Genomic DNA, 16,832 nt, shown 5'->3' with positions numbered 1-16,832 from the left:
CCTCAAGTCGACGGTCGCATTCTCCAGCACGATCAGTTCCTGGGGGTTGCGGCCGCGCCGCGTCAGCAGGCGGCCGATGCGCGCCGCCAGCTCGCGCACATTGAGCGGGCTTTCGATCACGTCGGCAGCGCCGAGCTCCAGCGCCAGCACCTTGTCGACGAGATCGGCGGGCCGGCAGATCAGGATGAAGTCGCAGCCACCCTCGCCGCCCCCGCCTTGGCTACTATAGCGCTTGAGCAGTTCGCGCCCCTCCGCCTGGGTCACGTCGTCACCGACGACCACGACGTCGATGCCGCCTGCCGAAAGCAGCGACTCCGCCTCCCAGGGCTGGCGCGCCTGACGCACGTCGTGCCCCCGACGCTCGAGATGGTCGGCCAGGTCGCCGGCCACCACTTCGGCAACGGACACAAGCGCGACGACGGATCGTGCTGCCATTTTCTCCACTCCGCCACAGACAACTCGAGATGAGCGCTGGACATCATGTTTATACCCAATCTACTTTCCGCTGAAAGCGGGAGCGAGACCATTGTGAAGGCGCGCATCATTGTCGTCGAGGACGAGCCGGATCTGAGGGAAGCGGTGGCCGAGTATCTCGGCGCCAGCGGCTATGACGTTGCCACGGCCGAGAATGCCGCGGCGGCGCGCAGCCTGCTCGAGGCGCAACCCTTCCACCTCGCCATCCTCGACATCGCCATGCCCGGCGAGGACGGCCTGTCGCTCGGCCGCTGGCTGCGTTCCAAGACGCAGATCGGCATCATCTACGCCACCGCCGCCGGCACCGCGCTCGACCGCATCGTCGGCCTGGAGCTCGGCGCCGACGACTACATCGTCAAGCCCTATGAGTTGCGCGAAGTGCTGGCGAGGGTCCGCAGTGTGCTGCGCCGCGTGCCGCAGCCGGTTGCCCCCCAGGCCGCGAAGACCGAGGCCGGCACGCGCCGCTTCATGAATTTCGGCAGCTTCCAGGCCGATTTCGACGGCAGGCTGGTGACCGGCGCCAATGGCGCGGTCATCGAGATGGCCAAGAGCGAGTTCGACGTGCTGGAAGTTTTCCTCACCCGCGCCAACCGGCTTCTGACGCGGGCGGCGATCTCGGAGGCGATCGGCTTCGTGGAAGACCCGGAATCGTCGCGCGCTGTCGACATCCGCATCATGCGTCTGAGGAAGAAGATCGAGGCGGACCCCGCCAATCCGAAATTCCTGCGCACGGTTCGCGGGGAAGGCTACATCTTCTCGCTGCCGGCTGGCGACGGCAACTGACTCCGGCGCCGCGCACCTTCCGGATACGCAATCGACGCTGTAGCATTCCGGTCCGGCGGCATGCCCCCAGAAAACCGTTGTCGATTTTCGGGCTTGTGTGCTGGATTTCATGGTTTACCGGTATGGCCCGGAGATGACGTTCGACGATGACAGCTGAGGCCGCACGGACAGAGATGCACGGCTCCCGCCAGGGCGCCGCGATGGCGGCCGTCCATGTCGTTCGCCGCTTGCGCGAAGCGGGCGACTGGCAGCGCGAGATGGACAGCATACTGGAGGCACTGTGCCGTTCGTTGGACTGTCAGCGCGGCATTCTCTTCCGTTTGCGCGAGTTGCCGGGCGAGGGCTTTGCCCAGTCCGTGGCTTCCTATTGGATCGACCCTGCTTTTGGCGGCGAGCTCGCATCGCCTACCGTGATCATGCAGTCGATCATCAACTCCGATCCGCTGCTGGAGCAGTTGCAGGAGGATGAGCGCCAGGGCAAGGTCTTCGCTGGCCACACGCGCGACCTCGATGGTTTCCTGCGGGCCGACTTCGAGAAGCAGAACATAAAATCCTTCATTTCGGTGTCGGTCTTCGCCCACGGCCATCTCTGGGGCACTCTGGCGGTCAATGACTGCGCGGCCGAACGCGAATGGACGGATGAAGAGGAGGCGACGCTTCACATCATCGCGCTCGCCATCGGCGACGCCATCGAGCGCTCGCCCTCAGAGGCGCATGCCAGCGAGGTTATCCGCCGCACCATGCTGCAGGCTTCGCTCGACGCCATCATCGTCATCGACGAGGCCGGCTCCATCATCGAATTCAATCCGGCCGCCGAGAAGATGTTCGGCTTCAAGCGCAGCGACATCCTCGGCAAGGATCTGATCGACACGATCGTGCCGCACTATTACCGCAAGGGTTATTCGTCGGGCGCCGAGTACATGGCCGGACGGGGCGCGCCGATGGTTGGCCAGCGGCTGGAGACAGTGACCCAGAACGCGGCCGGCGAGATCTTTCCGATCGAGCTGACCGCGACGGAGATGAGGGTTGCCGACCGCCGGCTCATCTTCGGCTCGATCCGCGACCTGCGCGAGAAGCTGCACGCCGAAGAAGAGATCAACCGCCAGCGCGAGAAGCTGCACCAGAATGAGAAGATGGCGGCAATGGGCTCGCTGCTCGCCGGCGTCTCGCATGAGCTCAACAACCCGCTGGCGGTTGTGGTCGCACAATCGACGCTGCTGCATGAATTCGCGGCCGACCCGCAGACCAAGGTGCGCGCCGAAAAGGTGCGCGCGGCCGCCGAACGCTGCGGGCGCATCGTCAAGAGCTTCCTGTCGATGGTGCGCCTGCATCCGACCGAGCAGGCCGAAACCGACCTCAACCAGGTGATGCGCTCGGCGCTCGAAGTGACCGCCTATGGTGCGCGCTCCAGCGGCATCATCATCGACACCGACTTCGCCAACGGCCCGCTGCTCGCCATGGCCGACGCCGACCATGTCACGCAGGTCGCGGCCAACTTCCTCATCAACAGCCAGCATGCGCTTGCCGGCTTCACCGGCGAGCGGCGCATCAAGGTGCGGACCTTTCGCAGCGAGCGCGGCAATCCGGGCTTCTCGGTCGAGGACAACGGACCCGGCATTCCCGATGCGATCCGCTCACGCATCTTCGAATCCTACTTCACCACCAAGCCGGTCGGCGTCGGTACCGGCATCGGCCTGTCGATCTCGAAATCGATCGTCGAGCGCCACAACGGCAACATCTGGTTCGAAGAGGTGCAGCCGCACGGCGCGCGCTTCGTCGTCCAGTTGCCGGCGATTGCCGGCAATGCGGCAAAGGCCGGCGAGGGTCCGGCGCGGTCGAGCGGGTTGCGCCATGCGCTGATCATCGACGACGAGCCCGACGTCGCCGCTTCGCTGTCCGACATATTGGAGCTCATGGGGCTCAAGTCGCGTCTCGTGCCAAGCTGGACGTCCGCCGGCGAGGTTCTGAGCGGGCACATGCCGCCGGACATCGTGTTTTCCGATCTGCGCATGCCGGGCACCAGCGGCATCTCGATCTACCGTGAATTGCTGGCCGAACGGCCGGGGCTGGCGCAGCGTTTCGTGCTGGTCACCGGCGACCTCATCGGCGCCAAGGCCGAGATTGAGGCACTGCCGCCGCAGCAGCGGCCGCAGATCCTGGAGAAGCCCTTCTCGACGCTCGACGTCCGCGGCATCCTTGCGACCGTTGCCGATGTCGCGGCGGCCGACAACGGCGCCGACATCTGAAATTGCTCCCTCTGCGGCTTCACCTGGATATCGTCGGATTCGAAAAAAGAGGCTCCCGACCGACTTTGCGGCGGGAGCCTGACTGGAGCGCGGAGGGTGCGCTCAGGGGAGCCTAAAACACGTTCGGGGTGTCGGTCAGCGGCGCGGCATTGGCGATCATACGCACAGCTCGGGCCCGGTGCTGACCGGACTGCTCGGCAATGGCACGCAGGCATTCGGCGTTCTCGGCGCCCCAGCTCTGCCCTTTGCAGGCGAATTCGACTTGCGACTGCGGCAGGCGCGCGGTTTTGAGCGTCGTCGGCGCGCCCTCCACGACATTGGCCGGAGGATTGATCGAGGCGAAAGCGGGACCCGCGGCTGGCGCAAGCACCATGCTGGCGAAGGCGGCAACGCCCAGCAGCATGAACATCGTCATCGGATGGTCGCTGGCGCGCTGGCGCAACGCCAGCTTCGGACGGCGATCATTGCGCTCGGGACCGTAAGAGCGGCGGCTGGCATCGGCGATCCGGACTTTGGCAAACATCGGCTGTTCCCTTCGTTATCTTTCTTTTTCCTTGAAACGAACTTAACCGCACCACGTAACAGCCGGATGATAGGGCGGGATGGCCCATGTAACAGGACTGAAACGGGGATCGCTTCTGTTCCTTTTGCTCCTGTCGGATGCGGCGGACTGTAAGCGACCTCACACAGGCGCAGAATTGGCATGGCTGTCGCGATCGTCCGATACGCGAAGCGCGTCGAAACGGTGCCCTCACAAACTGCGGATCCGAAGCTGGAACCGCCGTTTTGCACTCCTGGTTAAGGCTCGGATTTTCCGGGATTTTCTCGGCTCGGATGGCTGCAAGCCGGTCGGCATGAAATTTCCATACTTTCACAAGCCATTGCATTTTAACGCAAAATGTGTTTTTATTGAACGAGCATTCAACAAAACGAGAGCATTTTCATGAACCCGCACCTGCGAGACGTGGCGATCCCCAACGATTGGGACCGGCGGGGTTTGCCGGGGTGGAGTTACCACTCCAACGCCCTTCTCGAGCTTGAGAAGGAATACGTCTTCCGCAATCACTGGCAGATCGCCGGCCATGTCTCCGACGTGCCAAATCCGGGCGACTATCTGACGATGGACGTCATCGGCGAGCGGGCGCTGATCGTGCGCGGCAAGGACGGCGTCGTGCGTGCCTTCAACAACATGTGCCGTCATCGGGGCAGCCGCGTCGTCGCCGACAGCCAGGGCACCTGCAAGAACGCGCTGATCTGCCCGTTCCACGGCTGGGTCTACAATCTCGACGGCACGCTGCGGGGGGCTGCCCGTCCGCGCTCCTTCCCGGAACTCGACAAGACCGAGTTCGGGCTGATGCCGCTCGATCTCGAAGTCTGGATGGGCTTCATCTTCATCCGCTTCCGCAACGGTGGCCCGCAGCCTTCCGTGGCTGAACTCTTGAAGCCGATCGAGGCGGAGATCGCCCATTACAATGTTGCCGACATGGTGCCGTGCCTGGGCATCTGGACCCAGAAATCACCGGTCAACTGGAAATCGGTGCGCGACGTCGACAATGAGGGCTATCACGTCGCCATGGCGCATCCGGCGCTGCAGGACCTCTACGGCGCGACCTATTTCGACGAACCCTTCGTCAACGGCGTGTCGCGGTCCTTCGCCACCTACAACCCGCATGCCGGGCGGCGCTGGAGCGTCAACCAGTACATCAAAATAGCGCCCGAGCCGACGCACCTGCCGGAGCATCTGCGCAAAGCCTGGATCTATTACGGCATCTTCCCCAACAACGCGCTGTCGATCATGCCGGAATCGGTGCAGTTCTATCAGGAGTTCCCGCTGTCCACCGGCGAGACGCTGCTGCGCGGCGCGATCTATCGCTACAAGGACGAGACGCGGGAGCAGGCGGCGGCGCGCTACCTTGCCTACCGCATCGACCGCGACACCATGAACGAGGATGTCCAGCTCTCCGTCTGGTCGAACGAATCCATGCTCTCCGAGGCGTTCGGGGGCTTCTACCTCTCCGACCTCGAATATGGCGTGCGCACCCACCACGACCATCTGCGCAGGCAGGTGCCGGTGCTGAACTTGGAGACCGCACCGGAGGAAAAGGACATGTGGGGATTGAACGACGCGCTGCGGTCGAAGGGGTGAGCGTCTTCCCTTCTCCCTGTTACACGGGGAGAAGGTGCCCGAAGGGCGGGCAGTGCAAGCGCCTCACAATTGGCTCTGGCTCCCGAACCTCAGGGAGCGTCTGAACTAAATCTCGCAAGCTGGCGCTGCCCCTCACCCGCCGGCTACACTCCCCGTAGAACGGGGAGAGGGGCGCTCTCTCACCCCCGCCAGACGCCTTCCTTCCTCAGATCATCCATCGTGCGCGAGATGCCTTCGCGCAGGATCGCGACCATGTCGTCGATCTGCTCGCGGCTGATGATGAGCGGCGGCGACATCACGCACATGTTGATCAGCGGCCGCACCAAGAGACCGAGCTCATGGCAATGCGCGTCGATACGCTTTCCCACATCCTTGTCGAGCTGCAGCGGATCCTTGCTCTCGCGGTCGGCGACGCATTCGACGCAAGCCATCAGGCCGGCGCCGCGTACCTCGCCGACCAGCGGCAGTTCCTCGAGCGTTTTCAGGCGCGCCTGGAAATAGGGCGCGATCTCGCGCGCATGCTGAAGCACGCCCTCTTCCAAAAGATCGAGGTTCTTCAGCGCGACGGCGCAGCCGATCGGATGGCTGGTGTAGGTGAGGCCATGGCCAAACAGCGCATCGGGATGGTTGGAGCGGCGCAGTTTCTCCAGCAGCCGCTCCGAGATGATCACGCCGCCAAGCGGGAAATACCCCGAGGTAACCCCCTTGGCGAAGGTGATCATGTCCGGGTCGAGGCCGAACACCTCGCCCGAGGCAAAGACATGGCCGAGCCGTCCGAAGCCGGTCACCACCTCGTCCGAGACATAGAGGATGTCGTTCTCGCGGCAGATCTCACGGATGCGCTTCAGGTATCCGTCCGGCGGCACGACGACGCCGCCCGAAGCTTGCACCGGTTCGCCGACAAAGGCGCCGATGCGACCGGCGCCGACGCGCGCGACCGTGTCGCGGAATTCGTCGACGAGGAAATCGGTGAAGGCGTCGATGCTCATCTCCTTCGGCCGTCGGAACGGATCGGGCGAGGAGAGCTTGATCACCAGCTCGTCGGCACCATCCATCCAGTGCCGGTCGCGCGGGCGGCCGTTGAGCGAAGCCGACAGGTAGGTCGAGCCGTGATAGGCGCCGCCGCGGCTGAGGATCAGCTTCTTCTCCGGCCTGCCGCGCACATTGTTGTAGAATTGCATGAAGCGCAGTGCGGTCTCCACCGCCGACGAGCCGCCGGTGGTGAAGAAGGTGTGACTGAGATCGCCGGGAGCGGCATCGGCGATGCGTCTCGCAAGCTCGGCTGAGGGCGCATTCATTGTATACCAAGGCGTGTTGTAGGACAGCGCCATCGCCTGGTCGTACATCACCCTTGCCAGTTCCTCGCGGCGGTGCCCGACATTGATGCACCACATGCCGGCCGGACCGTCGATCAGCCGCTTGCCGGATGCGTCGGTGATGTAAATGTCCTCGCCCTCGCCGATCAGCGCCCGTGCCTCGGCGCCGACCGAACCGGCATAGGGCCAGGGCTGGACCAGATGGCGCTTGGCCAGCTCGACCGCATCGTCGTCCCCGGGCTCGACAACTTCCCTCGCCTTGATCTCTCGTGCAGCCGCCATCTTAGCCTCGCATGGTCCGTTGCGGTGATTTCCAGAGACATGAAACGAAGCGGAAAGCCATGGAAATTCGGCTTTTCGTCACTTCATTTTGAATGTCCATTCAATCAATATTGCAGAAATAGCGCTTGATTTCAATCGGCGGATGCGCTCATGATGAAAGAAAGCCGGCAAGTCTGGAGTGATCGCTCCGGGCACATAAATTGGGAACAGGCAGTCGGCGCCGATCAATGGGAAGGCCGTATGGCGGGACAGTCCGAGCCGGCAACTGCAATCACGCCCGGAGCGCTGCAATGACGGCCGCCGCGGAAGGGTCGCCCCCGCTGCGCATGGCGAGAGCCAGACGAGGTGCCCTTCTGCAGTCGGAAGCCGTCCAGGGCATTGCGCTGATCAGCCCGACTTTCCTTTACGCGCTCATCCTTCTCGTCCTGCCGATCCTGGTTGTTATAGCCCATTCCTTCTGGACGCAGGACTACCTGACCATCGACCACACATTCACGCTGGAGAATTATCGGATCGCGCTGACCGAGCCGATCTACCGCGACCTGCTCTGGCGCTCGCTCTACATCTCGCTGACGGTCAGCCTGCTCACCGTGCTGCTCGCCTATCCGATCGCCTATTTCATTTCCTTCCATGGCGGCCGCCAGAAGAGCCTCTGGCTGTTCCTCATCACCATCCCGTTCTGGACCAGCTACCTGCTGCGCGTGATGTCGTGGAAGGTGATCCTCGGCTACAACGGCGTGCTCAATTCCGGCCTGATGGGCCTCGGCATCATCGACGAGCCGTCGACTGCGCTGCTCTACAATTCCAGCGCCGTCATCATCACGCTGACTCACGCCTGGGCGACCTTCGCCATCCTGCCGATCTTCGTTTCGCTGGAGAAGGTCGACCGCACCCTGGTCGAAGCGGCGACCGACCTCGGCGACGGGCCGCTGCGCTCCTTTCTGCGCGTGACCTTGCCGCTGTCGGCGCCAGGCGTCATCTCAGCGGCGCTGATCGTCATGATCCCGACCGTCGGCGACTACGTCACGCCGAAGCTGGTCGGCGGCAAAGACGGCGTCATGATCGCCAACGCCATCCAGGCGCAATTCGGCAAGGCGTCGAACTGGCCGCTCGGCGCAGCACTCTCCGTCACCACCATGGTCATCGTCTCGCTGATGGCCGGCGCCGCGGTGCTGGTCATCCGCGCGTTGCAGAGGCTGGCGCGATGACGGCGATCAGACGTTACCTGCCAAGCTGGCTGTCGAGCTACGCCGCGCTCTACATCCTCTTCCTTTATCTGCCGGTGATCTTCCTGCCGATCTTCTCGATCAACACCGCGGCGACGCCGAAATTCCCGCTCTCAGGCGTCACGCTGCATTGGTACCAGGACCTGCCGCGCACGCCGGCGCTGATCGACGCAACCTGGAACAGCTTGGTTGTCGGCGCCTCGGCCGCTATCCTGTCGACCGTGTTCGGCATTCTCGCTGCCCGTTCGATCACCCGCTACCGCTATCCCGGCCGCCGCACCGTCAACGGGCTGATCATGGCCCCGCTGGTGCTGCCCGAGGTCATCGTTGCCATCTCGATGCTCCTGGTGATGCTGCAACTGGGCTTGAGCCTGTCGCTGTTCACGGTCGTGCTTGGGCATGTGCTGGTCTGCATTCCCTATTCGATGACGGTGCTGACCTCCGGCTTCGAAGGCTTCGACCGCAGCCTCGAGGAAGCCTCCGCCGATCTCGGCGAAAGCGCCTTCGGCACCTTCCGGCGCGTGACGCTGCCGATGGTGGCGCCGGCGATCATCTCCAGCCTGCTGGTCTGCTTCACCATCTCGCTCGACGAGTTCATCATCGCCTTCTTCCTCACCGGCACCGAGGCGACGCTGCCGATCTACATCTGGGGACAGCTGCGCTTCGCGGCCAAGCTCCCCGGCGTGCTGGCGCTCGGTACCTTGTTGTTGGCGGCGTCCTTCGTGCTGATGACCGTTGCCGAGATCCTGCGCCGCCGCGCGGCGAGACGCACCCAGAACGAGGGAGGCCTCTATGCTTGAGCGGGTCCAATCCGAGCGAACGATGTCCGATCGCGCCATGATCGAGATCCGCGACGTCACGCGCAGCTACGGCGCGTTCAAGGCGTTGGATAATGCATCGCTCGTGATCAGGGAGGGCGAGTTCTTCTCGCTGCTCGGCCCGTCCGGCTGCGGCAAGACCACGCTTTTGCGCATGATCGCCGGCTTCGATACGCCGACCAGCGGCTCGATCGCCGTCGACGGCCAGCCGATGGACGGCATTCCCGCCAACCGGCGTCCGACCAACATGGTCTTCCAGAGCTACGCGATCTTTCCGCATCTCAATGTCGAGCAGAACGTCGCCTACGGGCTGAAGCGGCTGAAACTGCAGGGCGGCGAAGAAAAGCGCCGCGTCGAGGAGGCGCTGGCGCAGGTGTCGCTGACCGGCCTTGGCAAGCGCCGCGCCACCGAACTCTCCGGCGGCCAGCGTCAGCGCGTGGCGCTGGCCCGCGCGCTGGTCATGCGTCCCAAGGTGCTGCTGCTCGACGAGCCGCTATCGGCTCTCGACAAGAAGCTGCGCGAGCAGATGCAGGTCGAGTTGCGCCGGCTGCAGCAGGCGGTAGGCATCACCTTCGTGCTGGTCACGCACGACCAGTACGAGGCTTTGGCCATGTCGGACCGCATCGCCGTGATGTTCGGCGGCCGTGTCGCGCAGGTCGCCTCGCCCAAGGAAATCTACCAGCGCCCGGTCAACCGCCAGGTCGCCGACTTCCTCGGCGGCATGAATTTCGTCAAGGCCGAGATCGTCGAGGAGAACGGCGCGTCCTTGGTTGTCGACACGCTTGGCTTCGGGCGTGTGAGGACCGACAAGCCGAAGGCCTTCGTCCGCAACGGCGGCGCGGCGACGCTCGGTATCCGGCCGGAGCGGCTGCGCGTGCTCTGGGACAATGCGACGGCCAAGTTCGAGGTCGCCGGCAAGGTGGTCGAGCGCCACTATTTCGGCGAGATCACGCATCTGATCGTCGAGATCCCGGGGCTGGAAAAGCCGCTCTCGGTGACCGAGACCAATGATTTCGGCGCCGACGACATTCCGGTCGGCGCGCCGATCCGTCTCGCCTACGACCCAGAGGCCCTGGTGGCGATGGCGGACTGAAGCCGCGCCAAAATCTTCCCGGCGGCGATGTGCCCGGCCACGATCGCGCCCTCGACATAGGCGGGGAAGGACGGCGACACTTCCGACGACGCAAAATGGATCGGCGGCGCGCCGGCAAGAATCGTGCGCTCGGCATCTCTTGCCGTCACGTCGACGATGAGATCGCTATAGGCGCCGCCGCTCCAGCGGTCATGCGTCCAGTCGCGCTGGCTGAAATCGAGAATATCGGCCGCGTCCGGACCGAGCGCATCCGCGAGCTTCGCAATGACCTCGGCGCGCAACGCCGCAGCACCCAGCTTGCGGCAGCGCAGCGCCAGCGGCCCACCGATGAAGACGACGAGCGCTGCATGCTCCGCGTCCCTGCTGGCATCGCAGGCAAACAGGCCCGGCATGTCGCGCCACATCACCATGCCGCTCAGATCGCGCTCGCGCCAGAACGGCCTGGCATAGCGGACGAGGATCTTGACCACCGCGCCGCTTTCCCAGACGCCAAGCGCCTTCTTTAAGGCCGTTGACAAGGCAGGCCGAAAGTCGAGCCTGTTGGCCGTCGCTGGCGGCAGGGCGAGCAGGACCTCGCGCGCCTCGACGGCGCCGCTGCCGGCAACGACACGAACGCCTGACGGCCCGCGCTCGATGCGAATGGCCGGCTCGTTCAGCCGCAGCCGGTCACCGAGATCGCCCGCCAGGTCCGCGGCCAGCGACTGCATGGTCTCGCGCAGAGAATATTGCAGTTCCGGCACTTCGTTGGTGATGCGGCGATCATTGTCGATCAGGTACCAGAGCGGCACCTTTTCCAGCGCCAGGCACCACAGTCCCTCGATCATCGAGCGGAAGGCGGCTTTGGCATCTACCGGATCGGTCTGGCGTTCGAGCCAGGAGGCGACTGTCAGCCCGGCGATCGCGGGATCGTCAGGCTCGATCCAGTTCATGCGGTCGCGGATCGCCATCGCGGTCACATAGGTCTGTCCGGCCTGGTCGACCGACATCGGTGGATGGGTGATGAAATCGCCATCGACAAAGGTTTTGACGAAGGTCTTGCCTCGCGCCCTGGCCAGCGCCATCAGCTCCGGCATGTCCTCGCACAGGAACTGGCCGCCGCTGTCGATCAGCTCGCCGAGCCCGTTTCGCGCACCTTCCACACGACCGCCGACGCGGCCGCGCGCTTCCAGGACAAGGAAATCGATGCCGGCGCGCTTCAATTCGAGCGCGGCCGACAGGCCGGTGAAGCCGGCGCCGACGATTGCAACGTCGGTTCTTTCGATCTTGCTGTTCAATAGCCGGCCTTGATCTTCTCGAACTCGGCGATCATCTTCAGCTTGAGCTCGGAAGGCAGCGGCTGCTGGAACAGCGTCTTGTCGACCCATTTTTCCACGTTGTCGTAGCCCTTTTCCTTGAGCACCGCCTGGTCGACACCGGCCATGCCCTTGGCGTTGGCTTGGCCGTAGCCCCAGTCCTTGACCAGCACCTTGGCGACTTCCGGATCGTTGACGGCATTGAGATAATCATAGGCCTTGTCAATGTTGCCGGGCGCGTCCTTGAACAGCACATAGCCGCACACCCATGTCGAGATGCCCTCGTCGGTATCCTTCTTGGACTTGATCGGCACGCCGGCGGCCTGTGATTGCACCGCCGCGTCGTTCCAGGCCCAGGCGAGATCGACCTCGCCGCCTGAGAGCAGCTGCACGATGTCGGTGGTGTCGGTCCAGTAGGAGCGCACGTTCTTGTGCACCTGGCGCAGGAAATCGGACGCCTGCTTGAACTGCTCGTCCGTCATCTTTGTCCAGTCCTTCAGCCCGATGGCGAGGCTGGCCAGCGCATAGGCGTCGTCGACATTGTCGCCGATCGAGACGCGTCCCTTATACTTGGGATCGGCGAAGGCCTTCAGCGACTGCACGTCCTTCTCGGCGATCTTGTCGGAGTTGAAGGTGAGCTGCGTGTCACCCCAGTCCCAAGGCATGAACCAGGCTTTGCCGTCGGGGGTGGTGGCAAGGTCCTTCATCGCCATGATGCCGGGGTTGAGATCCTTCCAGCCGGCGATCTTGGAGGTGTCGAGCGGCTGCAACAGCCCCGCCTCGCGCCACTTCACCACGCTTTGCGAACACGGATGTCCGAGGTCGGCCTTGAAGCCGGAGCGGATCTTCTCGAATGCCTCGTCCTCATCGCCGAAGAAAGCGAAGGTCGGCGAGTCGCCGTCCTTCTCGACATATTTGCCGTGGAAGCTGGGGTCCTCATAGCCGGACCAGTCGAACACGATGAGGTCCTTGTCGGCGGCAACGGCGAACGCTGCCGCCGAAGATGCCAGCGCGCCGGCGAGCGCCAAAGTAAGTGTCAAGCGTCGGCTGAGTTTCTTCATGCTGTTCCATCCTCTTTTGGTCTTGCCGGTCTTGCTGGCCGGCTGTTGCTAACCCCGGGCCGTCGTTAACCGTAGTGTTTCGGAAAGGCCGCGGCCAGGAACGCGTTGGCGGCCTGCAGCGCGGTCTCGCGCGTGGTGTCCTGGGTGCCCATCATCAACCGCAGCCACAGGCCCTCGAGCATGGCCGATAGCGCCAGCGCCATGACCTGCGGCTCATAGGCATAGCCGCCGCTTTGCTTGAGCGTCGCGCAGAGATCGATGAACACCTGCTGGTAGTAAGCGTCGCGCGAGCTGCTCAGCGCCTGGTAGGTCGGCCGCGATTTGGCCTCGCCCCAGAAGGCGCACCAGGCGGCGAGCTTGCGCTTGTTGCAGATCGAGCGATCGAAGTCGGCCCACACCAGCGCCTGCAGCTGCCGCGCCGGATCGTCGCCTGCCTTCTGCAAGGCCGCGCGCCAATGCGCCGAATACTCGTCATACATATATTGCAGCGTGGCGACGAGCAGCTTCTCCTTGCTTTCGAAATGGAAGTTGACGATGCCGCGGGACAGGCCCGCGCCGTCGGCCACATCGGCCATCGTCGTTTCCGCATAGCCGCGCTTGGCCAGTGAATCGATCGTCGCCTCGATCAACTGGAGTTGCCTGACTTCTTTCGAAGCCTTGCGGCCGCGCTTCTCGGCCTCTCCTTTTCGTGCCGGTTCGGGCAAGGCATCCCTGGCCTCTGCATTCTTCATGAGCGTGACGGTCTCCAGCATTGCCGGCTATCCGACCGGCTTCCAACCGCGCAGATGAGTGGGGCGGTGCTCACCACTGTCAAGCACCTTCTGCATCGCCTCCCAGGTCCGGATGTTCTTGTCGACATAGCCCCCGCCGACCGCGGCGGCGAGCGCTTGATAGAGTGGCCCCTTCAGGCGCGCCAGTTCCTCCCGCGCCACATCCCGGTACCATGCGTTGCGGTCGCGGACGCTGATGTCGCGGAAGCCAGCACGACGCATCGCCTCGGCGTAGCGCGCCGGCGAAGCCATGGCAAAGGACAAGCCTTCCGCCGCGAGATAGGCCTTCATGTCCGCAGACGGCTCGCCGTCGTGCGAGATCATCCAGTTCGACGCGGCGAAGACGCCGCCGGGCTTCAGCACGCGGAAAATCTCGGCGAACAGGGCATCCTTGTCCCGGACATGCAACAGTGCGTCCTTCGAGAAGACGACGTCGAAGGAAGCATCGGTGAAAGGCAGCAGTCCCGGCGGCGCCTGGAGGAAGCTCACGCGGTCTTGGAGACCCTGCGCAGCCGCGTTTCGCTTTGCCGTCTCGATCACCGGCCTCTCGACATCGAAACCGGTCGCATGCGCCGCACCATGGCGCGCGACCAGATCCAGCGTGACGCCGCCGGCGCCGCAGCCGAGATCGAGGATCGTCTTGCCCTTGAGCGAGAGGCCTTCGACCACGCGGTCCACTTCGTCCGGGCCGCCCGGCGACAGGTAGCCATCGCCCCAGAGCGCCTCGAGGAAGCGAATGGCCGCGTCGTCATATTCCGGCTCGGCGTTAGCCGTTTCGATCATCGGACTGAGCCTCAAATGCGGAAGTCACCTTCGCGCTAGCGGAACACCAGAAATGCGGGGCAAAGCCTAGCGCATCAACGCAGAAACGCAACACCATTTGTTGAACATTCATTCAAAATGGCTGGACAAAAAACCGTGACCCGTGCCAAATTCGGCTGATCGGGGAACAAATCGCACCCAAAAAACGGGCGGCCGGAGGGAGGTTGAGCGCACATGAACGCATGGGACGCGATCGTCATCGGCGGCGGCCACAACGGGCTGGTCAACGCCGGCTATCTGCAGCGCGCCGGGCTCGACGTGCTGGTGGTCGAGAAGAACGACTGGGTCGGCGGTGCGGCCACCAGCCGCGAGCTGACGCCGGGCTTTCTCTACTCCAACTGCTCCTATGTCTGCTCGCTGTTCCGGCCCGAGATCATGCGCGATCTGGAGCTGCCGCGCTTCGGCCTGCAGGTGATCTCCTATGAAGGCGGCGCGGTGTTCACGCGCGACGGCGACTATCTCGCCAACTACCGCGACCACGATGCGCATCGCCGCGAATTCGCCCGCTTCTCCAAGCGCGACGCCGAGGCCTACGACCGCTATTCGCGCGACGTCACAAGGCAGTGCCGCTTCATCCAGCCGCTGTTGATGCGCACCGCGCCCGATCCCACCAGCTTCAAGCCGCGCGATCTTGGCGAGCTGCTCTATCTCGGCAAGAAATTCGCCGTTCTCACCGCTGAGGAAATGGCGCTGACCTTGCGCTTCTGGACGATGTCGATCTCCGACTTCCTCGACGAGTATTTCGAGACCGACGTCATCAAGGCGAACTTTGCGCTCTCCGGCATCATCGGCACGGCGCTTGGGCCCATGTCGCCCGGCACGGCCTATGTCCTGCTCCACCACTATATGGGTGAGGTCGATGGCTCGGTGGGCGCCTGGGGCTATGCGCGTGGCGGTATGGGTGCCGTGACCAAGGCGCTCGCCGCCTCGTTCAAGGCCTCCGGCGGCACGATCCGCACCGGCGCCGAGGTCGAGCGCGTGCTGATTAGGAACGGCAGGGCCAAGGGCGTCGTACTGGCCGGCGGCGAAGAGGTCTATGGCAAGCTCGTCGTCTCAAACGCCGACGTGAAGCGCACCTTCCTGAAGCTGGTCGAGGAGAAGGAGCTGCCCGACATCTTCCTTCGGCGGGTCAGGAACTTCAAGATCCGCGGCTCGTCCGGCAAGGTCAACATCGCGCTCGATTCGCTTCCCCAATTCACCGCTCTGCCAAAGGATTCGCCGGTCTACCGCGCCGACATGCACTTCACCGATTCCATTGAGCGCATGGAGCGCGCCTATGACGACTGGAAGGCCGGGCGCTGGTCGGCCGATCCCTTCCTCGACATGGTGATCCCGACCACGCTCGACCCGACCATGGCGCCGCCGGGAAAACATTTCATGAGCTGCTTCGTGCAATACGCGCCGCCCAAAATTGGCGGGCGAGACTGGACGGACGCCGACCGCGACGGCTTCGCCGAAAGCGTGGTTGCGCAGATCGCCGAATATTCGCCCGGCTTCCGCGACCGCATCGTCCATATGGAGGTGCGCACGCCGCGCGAGATCGAGGCCGAGGTCGGCCTCACCGAAGGCAACATCTTCCAAGGCGAACTGACCTTCGACCAGCTGCTGTTCAACCGCCCGGTGCCGGGCTACGCGCAATACCGCTCGCCGGTCGGCGGCCTCTATATGTGCGGCTCCTCCACTCATCCGGGCGGCGGCGTCATGGGCGCGCCCGGACGCAACGCCGCCGCCGAGATCCTGCGCGATCTCGCCAAGCCAACCCTGCATATGAGCCCAGCCCATGACGTCATCTGAAGCGAATTGGGACGCGATCGTCATCGGCGGCGGCCACAACGGCCTGGTTGCCGCCGCCACTCTGGCGAAATCGGGACGCAAGGTGCTGCTGCTCGAGGCCGGCAAGGAGGTCGGCGGCGCGGCGCGCACCGAGGAATTCGCGCCGGGGTTTCGCGCCTCCTCGGTCGCTCATCTGCTCAACCGCCTGCATCCCGATGTGGTGAAGACGCTGGAGCTCGAGCGCCACGGGCTGAAGATCGAGCGCGGCGATTTCGTGCCGTCGATCGCATTGTCGAAAGACGGCCCGCTGGTGCTGCACGGCGCCTATGGCGAGGCGCTGACGGGCGCCAGCCCGTCGGAGCAGTCGGCTTGGCGCGACCTGCGCGCGCAGCTGTTGCGCTACGCCGGCGTGCTGAAACCCTTCCTGTCGCGCCGCCCGCCGGACCTTGCCGGCATGTCGCTCGCCGAAATGACCGGGCTCGGCCAGACGGCGCTGGCGCTGAAGAAGCTCGGCAAGGAGGACATGCGCGACTTCCTGCGCGTGCTCTTGATGAACGTCTACGACCTGCTCGACGAGCAGCTTTCCGACGACAGGCTGAAAGGCCTGCTCGCTTTCGACGCGACACTGGGCAGCCATCTCGGTCCGCGCTCGCCGACATCGCTGCTCGGCCTCTACTATCGGCTCGCTGGCGAGATCGGCGGGTTCGCCGGCGCGCAGATACAGCCCAAG

General features: G+C 64.2%; 14 protein-coding genes and 1 pseudogene. 8 read left to right on the top strand and 7 right to left on the bottom strand.

Annotated elements, in window-relative coordinates; all coding sequences use genetic code 11:
* A pseudogene (locus EOA79_RS19030) lies at positions 1-435 on the bottom strand (response regulator transcription factor); the annotation flags it as partial.
* A 93-nt stretch (positions 436-528) separates the two neighbouring features.
* Between EOA79_RS19030 and EOA79_RS19025 the strand changes: the two are divergent.
* Together EOA79_RS19025 and EOA79_RS19020 are read left to right on the top strand one after the other, a co-directional pair.
* Positions 529-1,257, top strand: coding sequence for a response regulator transcription factor (locus EOA79_RS19025; RefSeq protein ID WP_067319230.1), 729 nt, complete (start codon positions 529-531; stop codon positions 1,255-1,257).
* A gap of 146 nt (positions 1,258-1,403) precedes the next feature.
* A complete protein-coding gene (locus tag EOA79_RS19020) occupies positions 1,404-3,503 on the top strand; it encodes a sensor histidine kinase (protein ID WP_066990438.1) in 2,100 nt (699 codons plus the stop codon).
* Between the two features lie 112 nt (positions 3,504-3,615).
* Here the strand turns inward: EOA79_RS19020 and EOA79_RS19015 are convergent, their stop codons facing one another.
* Positions 3,616-4,026: a hypothetical protein gene (locus tag EOA79_RS19015; protein WP_095799859.1), complete on the bottom strand. Its 411-nt coding sequence runs from the start codon at positions 4,024-4,026 to the stop codon at positions 3,616-3,618.
* Between the two features lie 420 nt (positions 4,027-4,446).
* On the opposite strand from EOA79_RS19015, the gene EOA79_RS19010 reads away from it, so the two are divergent.
* Positions 4,447-5,649, top strand: a complete 1,203-nt coding sequence (locus EOA79_RS19010; RefSeq protein WP_066990508.1) for an aromatic ring-hydroxylating dioxygenase subunit alpha — start codon at positions 4,447-4,449, stop codon at positions 5,647-5,649.
* Between the two features lie 179 nt (positions 5,650-5,828).
* Here EOA79_RS19010 and EOA79_RS19005 read toward each other — a convergent pair whose 3' ends face one another.
* Positions 5,829-7,247: an aminotransferase gene (locus EOA79_RS19005; RefSeq protein WP_127335399.1), complete on the bottom strand. Its 1,419-nt coding sequence runs from the start codon at positions 7,245-7,247 to the stop codon at positions 5,829-5,831.
* A gap of 290 nt (positions 7,248-7,537) precedes the next feature.
* Here EOA79_RS19005 and EOA79_RS19000 point away from each other — a divergent pair, with 290 nt between their 5' ends.
* Genes EOA79_RS19000 through EOA79_RS18990 form a run of 3 tightly spaced genes read left to right on the top strand, consistent with a single transcriptional unit; the run spans position 7,538 to position 10,384 of the window.
* A complete protein-coding gene (locus tag EOA79_RS19000) occupies positions 7,538-8,455 on the top strand; it encodes an ABC transporter permease (protein ID WP_095778188.1) in 918 nt (305 codons plus the stop codon).
* On the top strand, positions 8,452-9,273 hold the full coding sequence (locus EOA79_RS18995; RefSeq protein ID WP_095799857.1) for an ABC transporter permease: 822 nt from the start codon (positions 8,452-8,454) through the stop codon (positions 9,271-9,273). The genes EOA79_RS19000 and EOA79_RS18995 overlap by 4 nt, the downstream gene beginning before the upstream one ends.
* 37 nt (positions 9,274-9,310) lie before the next feature.
* On the top strand, positions 9,311-10,384 hold the full coding sequence (locus tag EOA79_RS18990) for an ABC transporter ATP-binding protein (protein WP_095824185.1): 1,074 nt from the start codon (positions 9,311-9,313) through the stop codon (positions 10,382-10,384).
* On the opposite strand, the gene EOA79_RS18985 is transcribed toward EOA79_RS18990, so the two are convergent.
* The 4 genes from EOA79_RS18985 to EOA79_RS18970 all read right to left on the bottom strand — a co-directional run bounded on the left by EOA79_RS18985 (position 10,348) and on the right by EOA79_RS18970 (position 14,290).
* Entirely contained in the window at positions 10,348-11,658 is a 1,311-nt protein-coding gene (locus EOA79_RS18985) for a flavin monoamine oxidase family protein (RefSeq protein WP_095824017.1), read from the bottom strand. The genes EOA79_RS18990 and EOA79_RS18985 overlap by 37 nt on opposite strands.
* Positions 11,655-12,737, bottom strand: a complete 1,083-nt coding sequence (locus EOA79_RS18980; RefSeq protein ID WP_067001264.1) for an ABC transporter substrate-binding protein — start codon at positions 12,735-12,737, stop codon at positions 11,655-11,657. The genes EOA79_RS18985 and EOA79_RS18980 overlap by 4 nt, the downstream gene beginning before the upstream one ends.
* A 65-nt stretch (positions 12,738-12,802) precedes the next feature.
* A complete protein-coding gene (gene betI, locus EOA79_RS18975; RefSeq protein ID WP_095824018.1) occupies positions 12,803-13,489 on the bottom strand; it encodes a transcriptional regulator BetI in 687 nt (228 codons plus the stop codon).
* Between the two features lie 6 nt (positions 13,490-13,495).
* Complete coding sequence (locus tag EOA79_RS18970; protein WP_095824019.1) at positions 13,496-14,290, bottom strand: class I SAM-dependent methyltransferase; 795 nt, start codon at positions 14,288-14,290, stop codon at positions 13,496-13,498.
* 213 nt (positions 14,291-14,503) lie between these two features.
* Here EOA79_RS18970 and EOA79_RS18965 point away from each other — a divergent pair, with 213 nt between their 5' ends.
* Complete coding sequence (locus EOA79_RS18965; protein WP_095824020.1) at positions 14,504-16,123, top strand: NAD(P)/FAD-dependent oxidoreductase; 1,620 nt, start codon at positions 14,504-14,506, stop codon at positions 16,121-16,123.
* Positions 16,110-16,832, top strand: a 723-nt coding sequence (locus tag EOA79_RS18960; protein WP_164893882.1) for an NAD(P)-binding protein, incomplete at its 3' end; no start/stop codon positions are given. The genes EOA79_RS18965 and EOA79_RS18960, both read left to right, overlap by 14 nt.

This window comes from Mesorhizobium sp. M1A.F.Ca.IN.020.03.2.1, from assembly GCF_004023205.1.
In the GTDB taxonomy this organism is placed as follows: Bacteria; Pseudomonadota; Alphaproteobacteria; order Rhizobiales; family Rhizobiaceae; genus Mesorhizobium.
This window is presented reverse-complemented; position numbering and strand designations above follow the sequence as displayed.

Bases quoted from the DNA above. Each gene is read 5' to 3' on its own strand.
- EOA79_RS18970 (WP_095824019.1), bottom strand. From the start codon at position 14,290: ATGATCGAAACGGCTAACGCCGAGCCGGAATATGACGACGCGGCCATT.
- EOA79_RS18980 (WP_067001264.1), bottom strand. From the start codon at position 12,737: ATGAAGAAACTCAGCCGACGCTTGACACTTACTTTGGCGCTCGCCGGC.
- EOA79_RS18990 (WP_095824185.1), top strand. From the start codon at position 9,311: ATGATCGAGATCCGCGACGTCACGCGCAGCTACGGCGCGTTCAAGGCG.
- EOA79_RS18995 (WP_095799857.1), top strand. From the start codon at position 8,452: ATGACGGCGATCAGACGTTACCTGCCAAGCTGGCTGTCGAGCTACGCC.
- EOA79_RS19005 (WP_127335399.1), bottom strand. From the start codon at position 7,247: ATGGCGGCTGCACGAGAGATCAAGGCGAGGGAAGTTGTCGAGCCCGGG.
- EOA79_RS19000 (WP_095778188.1), top strand. From the start codon at position 7,538: ATGACGGCCGCCGCGGAAGGGTCGCCCCCGCTGCGCATGGCGAGAGCC.
- EOA79_RS19020 (WP_066990438.1), top strand. From the start codon at position 1,404: ATGACAGCTGAGGCCGCACGGACAGAGATGCACGGCTCCCGCCAGGGC.
- EOA79_RS18965 (WP_095824020.1), top strand. From the start codon at position 14,504: ATGAACGCATGGGACGCGATCGTCATCGGCGGCGGCCACAACGGGCTG.
- EOA79_RS19015 (WP_095799859.1), bottom strand. From the start codon at position 4,026: ATGTTTGCCAAAGTCCGGATCGCCGATGCCAGCCGCCGCTCTTACGGT.
- betI (WP_095824018.1), bottom strand. From the start codon at position 13,489: ATGCTGGAGACCGTCACGCTCATGAAGAATGCAGAGGCCAGGGATGCC.
- EOA79_RS19010 (WP_066990508.1), top strand. From the start codon at position 4,447: ATGAACCCGCACCTGCGAGACGTGGCGATCCCCAACGATTGGGACCGG.